The sequence below is a fragment of the Nocardioides ureilyticus genome, assembly GCF_051280745.1.
Taxonomy (GTDB): domain Bacteria; phylum Actinomycetota; class Actinomycetes; order Propionibacteriales; family Nocardioidaceae; genus Nocardioides.
On sequence record NZ_JBNCOG010000015.1, the window covers coordinates 35859 to 50818 of the forward strand.

The 14960-nt window shown below is 73.6% G+C and carries 16 protein-coding genes; 10 read left to right on the forward strand and 6 right to left on the reverse strand.

Translation table 11 applies throughout. From position 1 onward, the window contains the following. The first annotated feature begins 10 nt into the window (after positions 1-10). The 6 genes from ACSMHG_RS10300 (at position 11) to ACSMHG_RS10325 (ending at position 4954) form a co-directional block, all read left to right on the forward strand. A complete protein-coding gene (locus ACSMHG_RS10300) occupies positions 11-994 on the forward strand; it encodes a serine hydrolase domain-containing protein (RefSeq protein ID WP_435744462.1) in 984 nt (327 codons plus the stop codon). A gap of 81 nt (positions 995-1075) precedes the next feature. Then, positions 1076-2011, forward strand: coding sequence for a helix-turn-helix domain-containing protein (locus ACSMHG_RS10305; protein ID WP_435744464.1), 936 nt, complete (start codon positions 1076-1078; stop codon positions 2009-2011). Continuing rightward, complete coding sequence (locus ACSMHG_RS10310; protein ID WP_435744467.1) at positions 2008-2556, forward strand: dihydrofolate reductase family protein; 549 nt, start codon at positions 2008-2010, stop codon at positions 2554-2556. The genes ACSMHG_RS10305 and ACSMHG_RS10310 overlap by 4 nt, the downstream gene beginning before the upstream one ends. Before the next feature lie 47 nt (positions 2557-2603). Further along, complete coding sequence (locus ACSMHG_RS10315) at positions 2604-3272, forward strand: pyridoxamine 5'-phosphate oxidase family protein (RefSeq protein WP_435744469.1); 669 nt, start codon at positions 2604-2606, stop codon at positions 3270-3272. Then, complete coding sequence (gene dapF, locus ACSMHG_RS10320) at positions 3265-4149, forward strand: diaminopimelate epimerase (protein WP_435744472.1); 885 nt, start codon at positions 3265-3267, stop codon at positions 4147-4149. Before ACSMHG_RS10315 ends, dapF begins: the two co-directional genes overlap by 8 nt. A gap of 28 nt (positions 4150-4177) precedes the next feature. Then, complete coding sequence (locus ACSMHG_RS10325; RefSeq protein WP_435744474.1) at positions 4178-4954, forward strand: SDR family NAD(P)-dependent oxidoreductase; 777 nt, start codon at positions 4178-4180, stop codon at positions 4952-4954. A 69-nt stretch (positions 4955-5023) separates the two neighbouring features. Here ACSMHG_RS10325 and ACSMHG_RS10330 read toward each other — a convergent pair whose 3' ends face one another. Further along, entirely contained in the window at positions 5024-6301 is a 1278-nt protein-coding gene (locus ACSMHG_RS10330) for a serine hydrolase (protein WP_435744476.1), read from the reverse strand. A gap of 145 nt (positions 6302-6446) precedes the next feature. On the opposite strand from ACSMHG_RS10330, the gene ACSMHG_RS10335 reads away from it, so the two are divergent. Next, positions 6447-6656 (forward strand): hypervirulence associated TUDOR domain-containing protein, encoded by a 210-nt coding sequence (locus tag ACSMHG_RS10335; RefSeq protein ID WP_435744479.1) that lies wholly within the window; start codon positions 6447-6449, stop codon positions 6654-6656. An 84-nt stretch (positions 6657-6740) separates the two neighbouring features. Here ACSMHG_RS10335 and ACSMHG_RS10340 read toward each other — a convergent pair whose 3' ends face one another. Together ACSMHG_RS10340 and ACSMHG_RS10345 are read right to left on the reverse strand one after the other, a co-directional pair. Next, on the reverse strand, positions 6741-8384 hold the full coding sequence (locus tag ACSMHG_RS10340; RefSeq protein ID WP_435744481.1) for a catalase: 1644 nt from the start codon (positions 8382-8384) through the stop codon (positions 6741-6743). Positions 8385-8445: 61 nt separating this feature from the next. Continuing rightward, positions 8446-9063 (reverse strand): nucleoside/nucleotide kinase family protein, encoded by a 618-nt coding sequence (locus ACSMHG_RS10345; RefSeq protein WP_435744483.1) that lies wholly within the window; start codon positions 9061-9063, stop codon positions 8446-8448. A gap of 92 nt (positions 9064-9155) precedes the next feature. Here ACSMHG_RS10345 and hflX point away from each other — a divergent pair, with 92 nt between their 5' ends. From hflX to ACSMHG_RS10360, 3 genes are all read left to right on the forward strand, one after another. After that, positions 9156-10697 (forward strand): GTPase HflX, encoded by a 1542-nt coding sequence (hflX, locus tag ACSMHG_RS10350; protein ID WP_435744485.1) that lies wholly within the window; start codon positions 9156-9158, stop codon positions 10695-10697. A gap of 47 nt (positions 10698-10744) precedes the next feature. Then, positions 10745-10897, forward strand: coding sequence for a hypothetical protein (locus ACSMHG_RS10355; protein WP_435744487.1), 153 nt, complete (start codon positions 10745-10747; stop codon positions 10895-10897). A 106-nt stretch (positions 10898-11003) separates the two neighbouring features. Then, positions 11004-11708, forward strand: a complete 705-nt coding sequence (locus ACSMHG_RS10360; protein ID WP_435744489.1) for an SGNH/GDSL hydrolase family protein — start codon at positions 11004-11006, stop codon at positions 11706-11708. 113 nt (positions 11709-11821) lie between these two features. Here ACSMHG_RS10360 and ACSMHG_RS10365 read toward each other — a convergent pair whose 3' ends face one another. The 3 genes from ACSMHG_RS10365 to ACSMHG_RS10375 are packed head-to-tail and all read right to left on the reverse strand — an operon-like array spanning position 11822 to position 14930. Next, positions 11822-12820, reverse strand: a complete 999-nt coding sequence (locus ACSMHG_RS10365) for a sugar phosphate isomerase/epimerase family protein (protein WP_435744491.1) — start codon at positions 12818-12820, stop codon at positions 11822-11824. A 51-nt stretch (positions 12821-12871) separates the two neighbouring features. Beyond that, positions 12872-14029: a Gfo/Idh/MocA family protein gene (locus ACSMHG_RS10370; protein ID WP_435744493.1), complete on the reverse strand. Its 1158-nt coding sequence runs from the start codon at positions 14027-14029 to the stop codon at positions 12872-12874. Further along, positions 14022-14930 (reverse strand): sugar phosphate isomerase/epimerase family protein, encoded by a 909-nt coding sequence (locus tag ACSMHG_RS10375; protein ID WP_435744495.1) that lies wholly within the window; start codon positions 14928-14930, stop codon positions 14022-14024. Before ACSMHG_RS10375 ends, ACSMHG_RS10370 begins: the two co-directional genes overlap by 8 nt. Between the last annotated feature and the right edge of the window lie 30 nt (positions 14931-14960).

Consider the following 14960-nt stretch of genomic DNA (forward strand, 5'->3'; position numbering starts at 1 on the left):
GGGTAACGACGTGCCTCGCCGGCTGAGCATCGACCAGGTCCTCGCCCGGCGCCGCGACGACGGCACCGGCCTCGTCGTCGGCATCCGGACCCAGGACGGCACCACCTACGACCAGCGCGGGGACCTGCCCGACGGCGCCGCCTCCCTGCTCGAGATCGGCTCGGTCACCAAGACGATGACCGCGCTCCTGCTGGCCGACCTCGCCCGGGAGGGCGTCGTGGGCCTCGAGGACCCGGTCGGCTCCTACCTGCCGGCCGCGCCGCCGGTGGTCGAGCGGCCGATCACGCTGCTGGACCTGGCCACCCACCACTCCGGCCTCCCGCGCCTGCCGCGGGGTGCGCTGTGGACCGGCATGACCAGCGAGCGGAACGACCCCTACGCGCGCTACGACGAGGCGACGCTGACGGCCGCCATCGCCGCGACCCGTCCGAAGGCCGCGCCGGGCCGGCGGTTCAGCTACTCCAACCTCGGCGCCGGGATGCTCGGCTGGGCGCTCGCCCGCGCGGCCGGCACCGACTACGCCACGCTGCTGGCCGATCGCCTCACCGGGCCGCTCGGCCTCGTCGACACCGGCGTCGTCCCGCGCCCGGGGCAGGAGCGCCGGCTCGCCCCGGGCCACGGGTGGCGCGGCCGTCCGGCCGGCCGCTGGGACCTCAACCTGCTGGCCGGCGCCGGCGGCGTGGTCTCCACCGCGGCGGACCTGCTGCGCTGGACCGCCACCTTCGACGAGGGGTACGCCGGCCCGCTGGCCGCGGCGGCCGCCGCGGCGCGGGAGCCCCGTCGCCCCGCAGGCCGGTTCGGTCCGGCGAAGGTGGCGCTCGGGTGGCTGGTCGGGCCTGACGGCATGCTCTTCCACGACGGCGGCACGGGCGGCTACCGCTGCTTCGTCGGGTCCCGTCCCGACCTGGGCACGTCGGTGGTGGTGCTCTCGGCGCGGGCGCGCGGGGTCACCGGCCTCGGGCTCACGCTGCTCGGGGCCGCGTCGGCACGCTGATCCGGCATCCCGACCGAGGGCAGCGCAGAGGAGCAAGATCGGTCGGGCGCCGGAGGCCGTGGCGGGCCCAGACTGGTCGGCATGGACGACCGACCGCAGGGGCGCGACCGGCTGCGTGAGCTGCTCGACGCCGTGCTCGACGAGGAGAACCGGACGCTGGCCGACATGGCGGGCGACGCCTACTCCTCGCCGTACCACTTCTCCCGCCGGCTGCGTCGCGACGCCGGCGAGCCGCCGGTGGCGATGCGGCGCCGGGTGGAGCTGGAGCGGGCGGCGTGGCAGCTGCGCCAGGGCAGGAGGGTGACCGAGGTGGCGTTCGCGGCGGGCTACGAGAGCGTGGAGGGGTTCAGCCGCGCCTTCGCCCGGACCTACGGCGAGCCGCCGAGCGCCGTCGCGGCGGGCGGCCCGCGGGACCACTGGCTGCCGGCGCCCAACGGCATCCACTTCCACCCGCCGACCTCGCTGTGGGTCGACGCGACCGAGGCGGCCGGCACCCCGACCGGCGACCCGGTCACCGAGCAGCTGCTGCAGCACGACCTCGACGACACCCGGGCGCTGCTCGAGCTCGCCAAGGGCCTGCCCGAGGAGACCCTGCACCTGGCGGTGCTCCCGGGGCACCGCGTGCTCGAGTGGGACGGTGAGGAGCCGTCGGTGGCGGCCGTGCTCGAGAGCCAGGTGTTCAGCAAGGAGGTGTGGCTGGCCTCGATCGAGGGGCTCGACACCCCCGCGCGGGGCGACGGCGACGTCCTGTGGCTGGTCGAGCGGCACGACGCGGTCGCGCCGCGGTGGCTGGCCGTCGTCCGGGACATCGACCGTCGGGGCGCGTGGGGCGACCGCCTCGTCGACGCGCTCTGCGAACCGCCGGAGAGCTTCGTGCTCGGCGAGGTGGTCGCCCACGTCCTCACCTACGCCTCGCACCGCCGCCAGCTGGCGCGGCTGATGCTGCGGATGCTGGGCGTCCCGGTCGACGACGGCGACCCGATCACCTGGAGCCGCACGAGGAGGAGCCTCCGATGACCCGCACCGTCTACTACACCGCCACCACGCTCGACGGCTTCCTGGCCGACGAGCACGACTCGCTCGACTGGCTCTTCACCCAGCCCCTGGACGAGGGCGGCATGCACGACTACGCCCCGTTCATCGCCGGGGTCGGCGCGCTCGCGATGGGGGCGACGACCTACGAGTGGCTGCTCGACCACCTCGCCGGGACGGGAGAGGAGTGGTCCTACGAGCAGCCGACCTGGGTGCTCACCCACCGCGACCTCGAGCCGGTCGCCGCGAACGTCGCGATCACCTCCGGCGACGTCGCGCCGGTGCACGCCGCGATGGTGGAGGCAGCGGCGGGCAAGGACGTCTGGGTGGTCGGGGGCGGCGACCTCGCCTGCCAGTTCGCCGAGGCCGGGCTCCTCGACGAGCTCCGCCTCTCGATCGCGCCGGTGACCCTGGGCGCCGGCCGGCCGCTCTTTCCGCGCCCGTTCGACCTGCGGCTGGTCGACCACGGCCGCAACGGCGCGTTCCTGTGCGCGACGTACGACGTGGTGGGCCGCCGCGCGGTCGCCTGACCACCGAGCCGCGCGCGGCACCCGCCGACCGGCGTACCGTGAGGGCCGTGCCGCAGACCGCCGAGACCAGTCCCCAGCCCCAGCACGGCGTGACCCGTGAGATCACCACCGTCGAGGAGCTCGTCGGGCTGCTCGGCGAGCCGCACCAGCGCGCGCGCGACAAGGCCCGCCCCGCGCTGCTGCCGGTCGACCGCGACTGGCTCGCCGCCTCGCCGTTCTGCGTGATGTCGACGGCCGACGCGGAGGGCCGCTGCGACGCCTCGCCGAAGGGCGACCCGGCCGGGCAGCTGGTCCACGTCCTCGACGACCGGACCATCGCGCTCGCCGAGCGCCCGGGCAACCGGCGCGCTGACGGCTACCGCAACATCCTGGTCAACCCGCAGGTCGGCCTCTGCTTCGTGATCCCCGGCCGCGGCGACACCCTGCGGATCAACGGGCGCGCCCGGCTGGTCAGCGACGCGCCGTGGTTCGACGAGATGGCGGTCAAGGGGCACCGGCCCCTGCTCGCGGTCGTCGTCGAGATCGAGGAGCTCTTCTTCCACTGCGCCAAGGCGTTCCTGCGCAGCGGGCTGTGGCAGCCGGAGACGTGGGACCCCGAGGCCAAGGTCCCGCGCCGCGCCCTCATCGCCAAGGAGGTCGAGGCGAACGGCATGGACATCGCCCAGCTCGACGACTACTACCGGCCCGAGAACTACGGCAAGAGCCTCTATGAGTGAGTACGCCTTCCTCAAGGGCCACGGCACCGAGAACGACTTCGTCCTCCTGCCCGACCACGACGGCACCGTCCACGGCGAGCTCGACCCCGCCCGGGTCGCCGCGCTGTGCCACCGGCGGGCCGGCATCGGGGGCGACGGCGTGCTGCGCGTCATCCGCACCGAGGCGTACGCCGCGGCGCGCGACCACGTCGACCCGGCGGAGGCCGCGTGGTTCATGGACTACCGCAACAGCGACGGGTCGGTCTCGGAGATGTGCGGCAACGGCATCCGGGTCTTCGCCCGCCACCTGCTCGAGGAGGGGCTGGTCGAGCCGGGCCGGCCGATCCCCGTGGGCACCCGCGACGGGGTCAAGGTGATCGAGGTCGACGGCGACCGGATCACCGTCGACATGGGGCGGCCGCGGGTGCTCGGCGAGTCCGAGGTGGCGGTGGGGGAGTCGCGGTGGACCGCGCGCCACGTCGACATGGGCAACCCGCACGCGGTGGCGTTCCTGCGCGAGGGGGACTCCCTCGACCCGCACGGGCCGGTCGGCCCGCTGGCCGAGGAGCCGGCCTACGACCGCGCGGTCTACCCGGCCGGGGTCAACGTCGAGTTCGTCGTCCGGCGCGGGGAGCGCCACGTCGCGATGCGCGTCCACGAGCGCGGCTCGGGGGAGACCCGCTCCTGCGGCACCGGGGCCTGCGCGGTGGCGGTCGCGACGGCGCTGGCCGACGGTCGGTCGGCGGGCGCAGCGGGCTCGGCGGGCTCGGCGGGCGGGGACGCGACGTACCGCGTCGACCTGCCCGGCGGCACCCTCGAGATCAGCTGGACCGCCGAGGACCGGGTGCTGATGACCGGGCCCGCCGTCGTCGTCGCCCGCGGGACCACGCGGCTCTGACCGGGCGCGCCCCACTAGTCTCCGGAGCATGGAACTCAACGGAGCCAGTGCCATCGTCACGGGCGGAGCGTCGGGCATCGGCGCTGCTTGCGCCCGCCAGCTCGCCGCCCGCGGGGCCGTCGTGGTCGTCGCCGACCTGCAGGCCGACAAGGGCGAGGCCCTCGCCGAGGAGATCGGCGGCGTCTTCGCCCGGGTGGACGTGACCGACACCGAGCAGATCGCCGGCGCCGTCCGCGCGGCCGCCGAGATCGCCCCGCTGCGCGCGGTGGTGAACTCCGCCGGCATCGGCTGGGCGCAGCGCACCATCGGCCGCGACGGCCAGCTGGAGTCGGCCCACGACCTCGGTGCCTTCAAGAAGGTCATCGAGATCAACCTGATCGGCACCTTCGACATGGTCCGCCAGGCGGCCACGGTGATGAGCACCCAGGACCCGACCGAGTCCGGCGAGCGGGGCGCCATCGTCAACCTCGCCTCGGTCGCGGCCTTCGACGGCCAGATCGGCCAGGCGTCGTACTCCGCCTCCAAGGGTGGGGTCGTCGGCATGACGCTGCCCGTCGCCCGGGACCTCTCCGCGGCCGGCATCCGCCTCAACACCGTCGCGCCGGGCCTGATCGAGACGCCGATCTACGGCGAGGGGCCGGAGGCGGAGGCGTTCAAGGCCAAGCTGGGCGAGAGCGTGCTCTTCCCGAAGCGCCTCGGCACCGCCGACGAGCTGGCCAGCATGGTGGTGGAGTGCCTGACCAACTCCTACATGAACGCCGAGACCATCCGCGTCGACGGCGGCATCCGGATGCCTCCGAAGTGATCCCCTGACCGCCTCGTGCGGCCCAGCGTGCGCCAGGGCGCACGGTGGGCAGCACGAGGCGAGGCGGGGTCAGCGCACCTTCAGCACCGCCACCGGTGAGGTCGACGGGGCGAACGCCGCCGGGTCGCTGGGGAGGTACCGGGCCCGGAGCCGGTGCGTGCCGCGGGCCAGCCGCTTCGGCAGGCGGTACGTCGCGGTGCCCGCCTCGAGGCGCTTGGCCACCAGCCGGCGCCGGCCGTCTCGGATGACGACCTTCCCCTCGGGTGTGCTCGCGGCGTCCACCCGGACGGTGAGCCGGACACCGCTGCGCCCGTGGGCGACGTGTCGGCGTGCGAGCTCGATCGTGGAGGTCGTCGGCAGGGGCGCCTCGGCGCCCGAGCCTTCCCCGCGCAGCACGTGGTCGTAGACGACGGCGGCGACCTCCTGGACGTACGGGTCGGCCGCGGCGTACCACGCGTCGCCGGTGTAGCCGCCGTCGTTCTGCGTGAAGACCCCGACGCTGACCACGCGACCGGAGAGCATCAGGAAACCCAGGTCGTGGCTGACCGTGCCGTTCTCGCCGGTCTTGTGCGCGAGGAGCTGGCCCGGGACCACGGCGCCGAGCTTGGTCTTGACCTGCTGCCGGCGCATGAGCCCGACCAGGTGGCGGGTGCTGTCCTCACCGATGAAGCCGTCGGCGGGGTGGCCCTCGTAGGCGTCCCAGTAGAGGTCGAGCAGCTGCCGGTAGCCGTGCGGCGTCGACCACAGGTCGCCGTCCGGAGGAACGATCGCCCCGAACATCTTGCGGCCGAAGTGGAGGTCCTCCTTGGCGATGCCCGCCGCCTGGGTCAGCGCGTTGATCGGGTCGAACCCGCCGACGACGTCGACCAGCTTGTTGGTCGCGGTGTTGTCGCTGACCGTGATCATCAGCTCCAGCATCTCGCCGACGGTGGTCTCGATCGGGCGTGGGCGATCCTTCAGGACGCCGGAACCGCCGACGACCTCGTCGTCCTCGATGGTGGCCGGGTCCGCCAGCGACAGGACGCCGGCCTCGACCTGCTTCATGACCGTCACGGCCAGCGACAGCTTGATGGTGCTGGCGGTGGTGTAGCTGTCCTGCTTGCCGAGGTACAGCGTGGCGTCCCCGAAGGTGCCGCTGAGGTCGGAGACGAAGAGTCCCAGGGCGACGCCCTCCTCGCGGGCGTCCTCGATGATCGGCTGCAGCCGCTCCGCCAGCGACGGCCAGCTGCGGGGGTCCGCCTCCGCGGGAGCCGCGGCGACCGGAGCGGCTACGCCGGGCGTGGTGCCGAGCACGAGGCCGGCGACGAGCAGGAGCGGAGTGAGGGAGCGACCCAGGCGTCGTCTCATGGATGTCCTTTCGTGACACGCGGACGGCCGGACGCTCGTCCGGCCGGTGGACCCGAGGTCACGGACGCTAGGGGCGTCGGTCGCCGCCGCGGTTTCGCCAGCATTTCGCCGTCGTTGCCGCCCGGCTCGCGGGTACCGGCCCTCCATGACGGAGTTCGAGAAGGGCGACAAGGTCACCTGGAAGTCCCACGGCGGCACGGCTGAAGGAGTGGTGGAGAAGAAGATCACCTCCGACACCGAGGCCGCGGGGCGTACGGTGCGAGCGAGCGAGGACGACCCGCAGTACCTCGTGAAGAGCGAGAAGTCCGGCGGGGAGGCCGTGCACAAGCCGTCGGCGTTGACGAAGAAGGACTGACGCCCCGCCACCCCTCCTCGAGCACGTCGCAGGGCCCGCCCCCCGACGGGGAGCGGGCCCTGCGTGCGTCCGCGCGGGAGCGGGTCAGCCGCCGAGCAGCTCCTCCGCGGTGGCCTGGCCGTTCGGCACGCAGTGCGTCATCACGTCGCGCACCGGCCGGGGGCCGTTCTTGCCGAGGTTCTGCACCCGCTCGAGCTCGGCGTCGCTGAGCGTCTGCGTCGGCAGCGGCTCGAGGTGGCGCACGTCGTCGGCGGTGATGCCGATGCCCTCACCGACGCGCTGGCCCAGCTCGTCCTCGACCATGAAGAAGTGCCACACCATCCGCTCCTGGATGTGCCGATCGCACTTCGAGAGCGCGTCGACCAGGTTGGCGACCAGCTCGTCCTTCTCCCACTGCTCGGAGAGCTGGTAGCGCTCGCCGGCCTGCTGGTAGTCGTTGGTCCGCGGGATCCGGACGCGGGTGAGCCGCCCGTTGATCTCCGGGCCCTGCTCGGAGTGGGCCGGCTTCGGCGCCTCGGCCAGGCCGCCGAGCGTGGACGGCTCGTAGTTGACGTGCGGGTTCTGGCCCTCGGCGAGGTCGACGCCGTACGACATCTCGCCGCCGCGCTGGTGCGTGGCGACCTTCGCGTTCTTGGCCTGGTTGACCGGCAGCTGCAGGTAGTTGGGGCCCACCCGGTAGCGCTGCGTGTCGCTGTAGGAGAAGGTGCGACCGACCAGCATCTTGTCGTCGGAGAAGTCCAGGCCGTCGACGAGCACGCCGGTGCCGAAGGCGATCTGCTCGTTCTCGTTGTGGAAGTCCTGCACGTTGCGGTCCAGGACCATCCGGCCGACCGGGCGCAGGGGGAAGTCGTCCTCCGGCCACACCTTGGTGTCGTCGAGCGGGTCGAAGTCGAGCTCGGCGTGCTCCTCGTCGCTCATCAGCTGCACGTTCAGCTCCCACTCGGGATGCTCGCCGCGTTCGATGGCCTCGTAGAGGTCGCGGGTGTGGAAGCCGAGCTCCTGGGCCTGGATCTTCGCGGCCTCCGCCGAGGACAGCGACCGCACGCCCTGCTTCGGGATCCAGTGGTACTTCACCAGCTGGGTCTCGCCGGCCTCGTTGACCCACTTGTAGGTGTTGACGCCGAAGCCCTGCATGTGACGGTAGGTCGCCGGGATGCCGCGCGGGCTGAAGACGAGCATGACCATGTGCATGGCCTCGGGCGACTGGCTGAAGAAGTCGAAAGCCCGGTTCGCGACGCTGGCCTCGAAGGTCACCGGGTCGGGCTTCTGGGAGTGGATGAAGTCGGGGAACTTGATCGCGTCGCGGATGAAGAAGACCCCGAGGTTGTTGCCGACCAGGTCCCAGTTGCCGTCCTCGGTGTACATCTTCACCGCGAACCCACGCGGGTCGCGCGCCATCTCCGAGGAGTCGCGTCCGCCGGCCACCGTGGAGAAGCGGACGGCGACGTCGGTGCGCTTGCCCTTCTCCGCGAAGAGCTTCGCGCGGGTGTAGGTGGCGATCGGCTCGTCGCCGCAGGTGCCGTAGGCCTCGAAGTAGCCGTACGCCGTGGTGCCGCGCGCGTGGACGACGCGCTCGGGGATCCGCTCACGGTCGAAGTGGCTGATCTTCTCGAGGAACTGGTAGTTCTCCAGGGTGGCCGGGCCCCGAGCGCCGATCGTGCGCTGGTTCTGGTTGTCGTAGACGGGGTGTCCCTGCCGGTTGGTCAGCGTGCCGGCGTTGTCGGCCATGCTCGTCCTCCTGGGGGTGGGGTGGGGTGGCTCGAGTCCGTGCTGCCCGTACCCCTCAGGCTCAGGCCGATCCCGGCGGCGTCCATCCGGTGAGGTCGACCAGGAGGTCGGCGCGACCGGCCGCCTCGGCGACCAGCCGCGCGTTCGGCTCGTCCACCCGGTCGACCCAGGCGCGGGCCTCCTCGGGTGACTTCCCGTGGCGGACGTGCCGGGCGACGAGCCGCTCGCGGCGAAGCGCGTCGTCCACGTGCAGGTGCCAGACCACGTCGACCTCCTCGCGCGCGGCGCGCCACCGTGGCTGGTCCAGCAGCAGGTAGTTCCCCTCGGTCACCACCGTGCCGCTCGCTGGTACGGCGATCGCCCCGGCCAGCGGCTGCTCCCGGTGCCGGTCGAAGGCCGGCGCCACGACGGCCTCCTCGCGCCCGCGCACCCGCCGCAGCAGCACGGCGTACCCCTCGGCGTCGAAGGTCTCGGGCGCGCCCTTGCGGTCGAGCAGGCCCCGTCGCCGCAGCTCGACGTCGGCGTAGTGGAAGCCGTCCATGGGCAGCACGCACCAGCCGTGGTCGGCGGCCAGCGCCGCGGCGACGGTGCTCTTGCCGACCCCCGGCGCGCCGGTGAGCCCGAGCAGGCGGACGCCGGAGGGCACCGCGGGGAGGGCCGGCGGAAAGTCGATGTTCACGACGCCAGTCAAGCGGGCATAGTGGAGGCCTCGGCGGCGTTGTGCCCTCCGAGATGACTGTCAGCACGACACCTGGCAAGACACGGAGGCACATGACCAACGCGAACGCACGGGACTTCTCGCTCGACACCGAGCTGGAGGAGACCGTGGGGTGGGACGAGGAGGAGCTCGCCGAGCCCGACGTCGACGAGGTCGACGTGGTCGACGAGGTCGATGGGGACGGATTCGTCTCCGGGTACGCCGACGAGCCCGACCCGGAGGAGGAGCTCACCACCGGTGAGCTCGACCTGGCCGAGCGGCACGAGCTGCGCCGCGTCGCCGGCCTGCGCACCGACCTCGAGGACATCACCGAGGTCGAGTACCGCCAGCTGCGCCTGGAGCGGGTCGTGCTGGTCGGCGTGTGGACCGAGGGATCGGTGACCGACGCCGAGAACTCCATGGCCGAGCTGGCCCTGCTCGCGGAGACCGCGGGCTCGGAGGTGCTCGACGCCATCTACCAGCGGCGGCAGAAGCCGGACCCCGCGACCTACATCGGCCGCGGCAAGGTCGAGGGGCTCAAGGAGATCGTGCAGGCGACCGGTGCCGACACCGTCGTCATGGACGGCGAGCTCGCCCCCAGCCAGCTGCGCAACCTGGAGGACCGGCTCAAGGTCAAGGTCGTCGACCGGACCGCGCTGATCCTCGACATCTTCGCCCAGCACGCGAAGTCGCGTGAGGGTCAGGCCCAGGTCGAGCTGGCGCAGCTGCAGTACATGAAGCAGCGCCTGCGCGGCTGGGGTGGCAACCTCTCGCGGCAGGCCGGTGGCCGGGTCTCCGGCGGTGAGGGCATCGGTGGCCGTGGCCCCGGTGAGACCAAGATCGAGACCGACCGCCGCCGGATCAACACGAAGATCGCCAAGCTCCGCCGCGACCTGCGCGAGATGAAGGGCACCCGCGACACCAAGCGCCAAGAGCGCCGGCGCCACCAGATCCCCGCGGTCGCGATCGCCGGCTACACCAACGCCGGCAAGTCCTCGCTGCTCAACCGGCTCACCGACGCCGGCGTGCTGGTCGAGGACGCGCTCTTCGCGACCCTGGACCCGACGACGCGGCGCACGACGACCGCCGACGGCCGGGTCTACACGATGTCCGACACCGTCGGCTTCGTCCGCCACCTGCCGCACCAGCTCGTCGAGGCGTTCCGCTCGACGCTGGAGGAGGTCGCCGACGCCGACCTGGTCCTGCACGTGGTCGACGGGTCGCACCCCGACCCCGAGGGTCAGATCGCCGCCGTCCGGGAGGTCTTCGCCGAGATCGGTGCCGACCAGGTGCCAGAGCTGGTGGTGGTCAACAAGGCCGACGCCGCCGACCCCATGGTGCTGGCCCGCCTCCGGCAGCGCGAGCCGCACTGCGTGGTGGTCAGCGCGAAGACCGGTGAGGGCATCGCCGAGGCGCTCGCGGTGGTCGAGGGCGAGCTGCCCCGGCCGGGCGTGGAGTTCACCGCGCTGCTGCCCTACGAGCGCGGCGACCTGATCAACCGGCTGCACCAGCACGGCGAGATCGACTCCCTCGAGCACACCGCCGACGGCACCGTCGTCCGCGGGCGCGCCAACGAGGACCTCGCCGGCGAGCTGTCGGCGTACGTCACGGCCTGAGCGGACGCGGGCGGGTCTGCACGGCCCGGAGCGGGTACCGAGCGGCCGTGACCACTGCACCCCTCGAGCCCGACCCGACCGACCCCGACCTCGTCCCGCCGGGCGGCGACCCGCAGCAGGCGCCGAACCCGGTCGCACCCGGAGAGGACCCCGGCACCCCGGACGTCGACCCGGCCACCCCGGAGCCCACCGAGTCCTGATCCGGGGGCTGCTGATCCGACCTCGATCCGCCACGGCGGGTAGCGCGCCGGCAACAGTTCGGCAACAACGCCGCGGGCCGGCCGACGGCTGCCCGACGATCGGCGGGTGACCCTGCCCCGACGCCGTGCGCTGGCGCTCGCCTCGTGCGCGCTGGCGATGGTCGTCGTGCTGGTCGTCCAGCTCGCCGACCGGGCGCGGGGGACCGAGGTGCCGCGCTGCGAGCGGTTCGCCGCCGCGTCGGCGGAGCGAGCGGCGCTCGTGACCGGCGCCGGCGACGGTCCGGGCGACCGCGTCGTCGTCCTCGGCGACTCCTGGTCGGCCGGCCTCGGCCTCGCCGACCTCGCGGACTCCTGGCCCACCCGGCTGCCGGGTCGGGTGCGGGTGGCCGGCTTCTCCGGCTCGGGCTTCAGCATCGGCGCGAGCCGCTGCGCCGGGGTCTCCTTCGCCGAGCGGGCCGGGGCCGCGCTGCGCGGAGGCGCCGACCTCGTGGTGGTCGAGGGCGGGCTCAACGACGTCGACCAGCCGCCGGCCGCGGTCGAGACCGGGTTCGGGCGGTTGATGGCGCGCCTGGCCGGCCACCGAGTCGTCGTGGTCGGCCCCGCCTCGGCGCCGGCCCGGATGCCCGGCGTCGCCGACGTGGACCGGCTCCTCGCCCGGCTCGCCGCCGGCGCCGGCGCGGCGTACGTCCCGACGGCCGGCCTCGACCTCGAGTACCTCCCCGACCGGCTGCACCTCACACCCGCCGGCCACCGCGCCTTCGGCGACGCCGTCGCCGCCGCGATCGACCGGCTCGACCGGCCCGAGGGCTGACCGTTCGTGAGCTGTAACGCGACGCTTGCCACTGTTCCCGCACGTTGCAGCGGGCGGCTAGTACAGCGAACGTCGCGTTACATCCGGGACGCCGGCGCAGCGGTGAGGTGCAACTAGGAGCTGAACGCCGCGTCGAAGGACGCGCTGGGCGGCTCGAAGTCGAACTGCTTCAAGAACTCGAGCGCCTCGGGCGCGCCGTGCAGCCGGTCCATGCCGGCGTCCTCCCACTCGACCGAGATCGGCCCGGCGTACCCGATGGCGGCCAGCGCCCGGAAGCAGTCCTCCCAGGGCACCTGGCCACGGCCGGTGGAGACGAAGTCCCACCCGCGCCGGGGGTCGCCCCACGGCAGGTGGGACGAGAGCCGGCCGTTGCGGCCGCCGCCCAGCCGGAGCCGGGTGTCCTTGCAGTCGACGTGGTAGATCCGGTCGGCGAAGTCGGAGATGAACGCGACGGGGTCGAGGTCCTGCCACATCATGTGGCTGGGGTCCCAGTTGAGTCCGAAGGCCTCGCGGTGGCCGATCGCCTCGAGCGTCCGCACGGTCGACCAGTAGTCGTAGGCGATCTCCGAGGGGTGCACCTCGTGGGCGAACCGGACGCCGCACTCGTCGAAGACGTCGAGGATCGGGTTCCAGCGGTCGGCGAAGTCCTGGTAGCCGGCCTCGATCCGCGTGGCGGGGACCGGCGGGAACATCGCGACGTACGGCCAGATCGAGGAGCCGGTGAAGCCCACGACGGTCGAGACGCCCATCCTCTGCGCCAGCCGCGCGGTCAGCCGCAGCTCCTCGGCGGCGCGGGTGCGGACGCCTTCGGGGGCACCGTCGCCCCACACCCGCTCGCGCACGATCGCGCGGTGCCGCTCGTCGATCGGGTCGTCGCAGACGGCCTGGCCGGTCAGGTGGTTCGAGATCGCCCAGCAGCCGAGCCCGTGCCGCTCGAGGATCTCCATCCGTCCCTCGACGTACCCCGGCTCGTCCCACCGCCAGGCGTCGAGGTGCTCCCCGGAGACGGCGATCTCCAGGCCGTCGTAGCCCCAGCCGGCGGCCAGGGAGGCGACCTCCTCGAGCGGCAGGTCGGCCCACTGGCCGGTGAAGAGGGTGAAGCGCTTGCCCATTCGTTCCTCCTTCTCGTACGGCGCTGAGCGGTCCCCGCAGTGTGGCGCGGGTCAGACGTCCACGCGGCAGCCGTCGGCGGCCGCGCTCCGCTCGACCGCGTCGAGCACCCGCTGCACGGCCAGCCCGTCGGCGAACGACGGCGTGGCCGGCCGCTCCTCGGCGATCGCGGTGAGCAGCTCGGCGGCCTGCACGGTGAACGTCGAGTCCCAGCCCAGCACGTGGCCGGGGGGCCACCAGGCGGCGACCCAGGGGTGGTCGGCCTCGGTCACCAGCACCCGGCGCACCCCGCCGGCGCTGTCGAGGCCGCGGTCGTCGACGCCGAGCTCGTTGAGCCGCTCCAGGTCGAAGCTGAGGGAGCCGGTGCTGCCGTAGACCTCGATCCGGAAGGCGTTCTTGCGGCTGGTGGCCATCCGGCTCACCTCGACGCTGGCCACGACGCCCGAGGCGGTCTCCAGCGTCGCCCAGGCCGCGTCGTCGACGGTGACCGGCTCGCGGCCCCCCTCGCCCGTGCGCTCGGGCACGAAGGTGCGCAGGTGCCCCCGGGCGGTGGTGACCGGCTCGCCGAGCAGGTGGTGCAGCTGGTCGACGACGTGGGAGCCGAGGTCGCCGAGCACGCCGGAGCCGGCCGACTCGCGGCGCAGCCGCCAGGTCATGGGGGCGGCCTCGTCGACCAGCCAGTCCTGCAGGTAGCTGGCCCGGACCTGCCGGACCGTGCCGATCTGGCCCTCGGCGATCAGCTGGCGGGCCAGCGCGAGGGCGGGCACGCAGCGGTAGTTGAAGCCCAGCATCGACCGGACGCCCCGCGCGGCGGCCGCCTCGGCCGCCGCCACCATCGCCTCGCCCTCGGCGACGCTGTTGGCCAGTGGCTTCTCGACCAGCACGTGCTTGCCGGCCTCGAGCGCGGCCTGCGCGATCTCGGCGTGCAGGTGGCCGGGGGTGCAGATGTCGACGATGTCGACGTCGTCGCGGGTGAGGACGTCGCGCCAGTCGGTGGCGGTGTCGGCCCAGCCGTACCGCTCCGCCGCGGTCTTCAGCGCCGCCGGGTCGCGGCCGACGAGCACCTGCCGGCGCACCGGCGGCACGTCGGGGAAGAAGGCACCGACGTTGCGCCAGGCGTGGGAGTGGGCCTTGCCCATGAACGAGTGGCCGACCACGGCCACGCCCAGCTCGCGTCGGCCCGTCGGGGCGGGCCCGGTCGCGTCAGTCATGGGGGGTGCCTCCTGGGGCGTCGGTGCCGGTCGTCACGGACCGGAGGAAGGTGAGGCCGTCTCGGGCCAGGTCGTCGGGGGAGGCGGCGAGCGGCCGCCAGATCGACGCGGCGACGGCGATGGACGCGTTGTCGGGGGTGAAGCTCTCGATGTTCAGCGCGCCGGCGTACCCGACCTCGTCGAGCGCGGCGAGCAGCGCCGGCCAGTCGGTCTGGTCGTGGCCGGGCGCGCCGCGGTCGTTGCCGCAGACCTGCACGTGCGCCAGGTGCGGCCCGGCCCGGCGGACCGCGTCGGCGCTGGAGCGCTCCTCGATGCCGAGGTGGTAGGTGTCCAGCGCCAGGCCGAGGCCCTGGTCGGGGCCGGCCCCGAGCAGGGGCGCCAGCGCGGTGAGGGCCTGGTCGACGGTGTTGACGAGGGAGGTCTCGTACCGGTTGAGCGGCTCGATGCCGATGACCACGCCGGCGGCGCGGGCGTGGTCGACGACGGGTGCCAGGTGGGTGCGCCACTCGTCGTACGCCGCGTCGCGCTCGGCGGCGCTCATCCGCCACACCCGCCCGGTGGCGGCGTAGAACGGGCCGCACACGCTCGGCGCGCCGACGGCGGCGGCGAGGTCGACGCAGCGGCGCAGGTAGTCCTGGGTGCGGGAGACGGTCGCGGGGTCCGTGGCGACGAGGTCTCGGCCGGGGGCCATCGCACCGACGACGTACGGCGCGAGGCCGGCGTCGCGGACGGCGGCGGCGGTCCGCGCGGGGTCGAGGTGGTCGGCCTCCTCGAGCGGCAGCTCGACGGCGTCGAAGCCGAGGCCGGCGATGCGCTCGAGCAGGGCGGGGAGCCCGGCGTCGGTGAGGGGGGAGGTCCACACCCAGGTGTTGACGCCGATCGGTCTCGCAGGGGAGCTCACGGGGTGGCCTTCCGGTGCGCGGGCGGGGTG

Coding starts and splice junctions, on each gene's coding strand:
- ACSMHG_RS10305 (WP_435744464.1), top strand. CDS start 1,076: ATGGACGACCGACCGCAGGGGCGCGACCGGCTGCGTGAGCTGCTCGAC.
- ACSMHG_RS10310 (WP_435744467.1), top strand. CDS start 2,008: ATGACCCGCACCGTCTACTACACCGCCACCACGCTCGACGGCTTCCTG.
- dapF (WP_435744472.1), top strand. CDS start 3,265: ATGAGTGAGTACGCCTTCCTCAAGGGCCACGGCACCGAGAACGACTTC.
- ACSMHG_RS10325 (WP_435744474.1), top strand. CDS start 4,178: ATGGAACTCAACGGAGCCAGTGCCATCGTCACGGGCGGAGCGTCGGGC.
- ACSMHG_RS10330 (WP_435744476.1), bottom strand. CDS start 6,301: ATGAGACGACGCCTGGGTCGCTCCCTCACTCCGCTCCTGCTCGTCGCC.
- ACSMHG_RS10335 (WP_435744479.1), top strand. CDS start 6,447: ATGACGGAGTTCGAGAAGGGCGACAAGGTCACCTGGAAGTCCCACGGC.
- ACSMHG_RS10340 (WP_435744481.1), bottom strand. CDS start 8,384: ATGGCCGACAACGCCGGCACGCTGACCAACCGGCAGGGACACCCCGTC.
- hflX (WP_435744485.1), top strand. CDS start 9,156: ATGACCAACGCGAACGCACGGGACTTCTCGCTCGACACCGAGCTGGAG.
- ACSMHG_RS10365 (WP_435744491.1), bottom strand. CDS start 12,820: ATGGGCAAGCGCTTCACCCTCTTCACCGGCCAGTGGGCCGACCTGCCG.
- ACSMHG_RS10370 (WP_435744493.1), bottom strand. CDS start 14,029: ATGACTGACGCGACCGGGCCCGCCCCGACGGGCCGACGCGAGCTGGGC.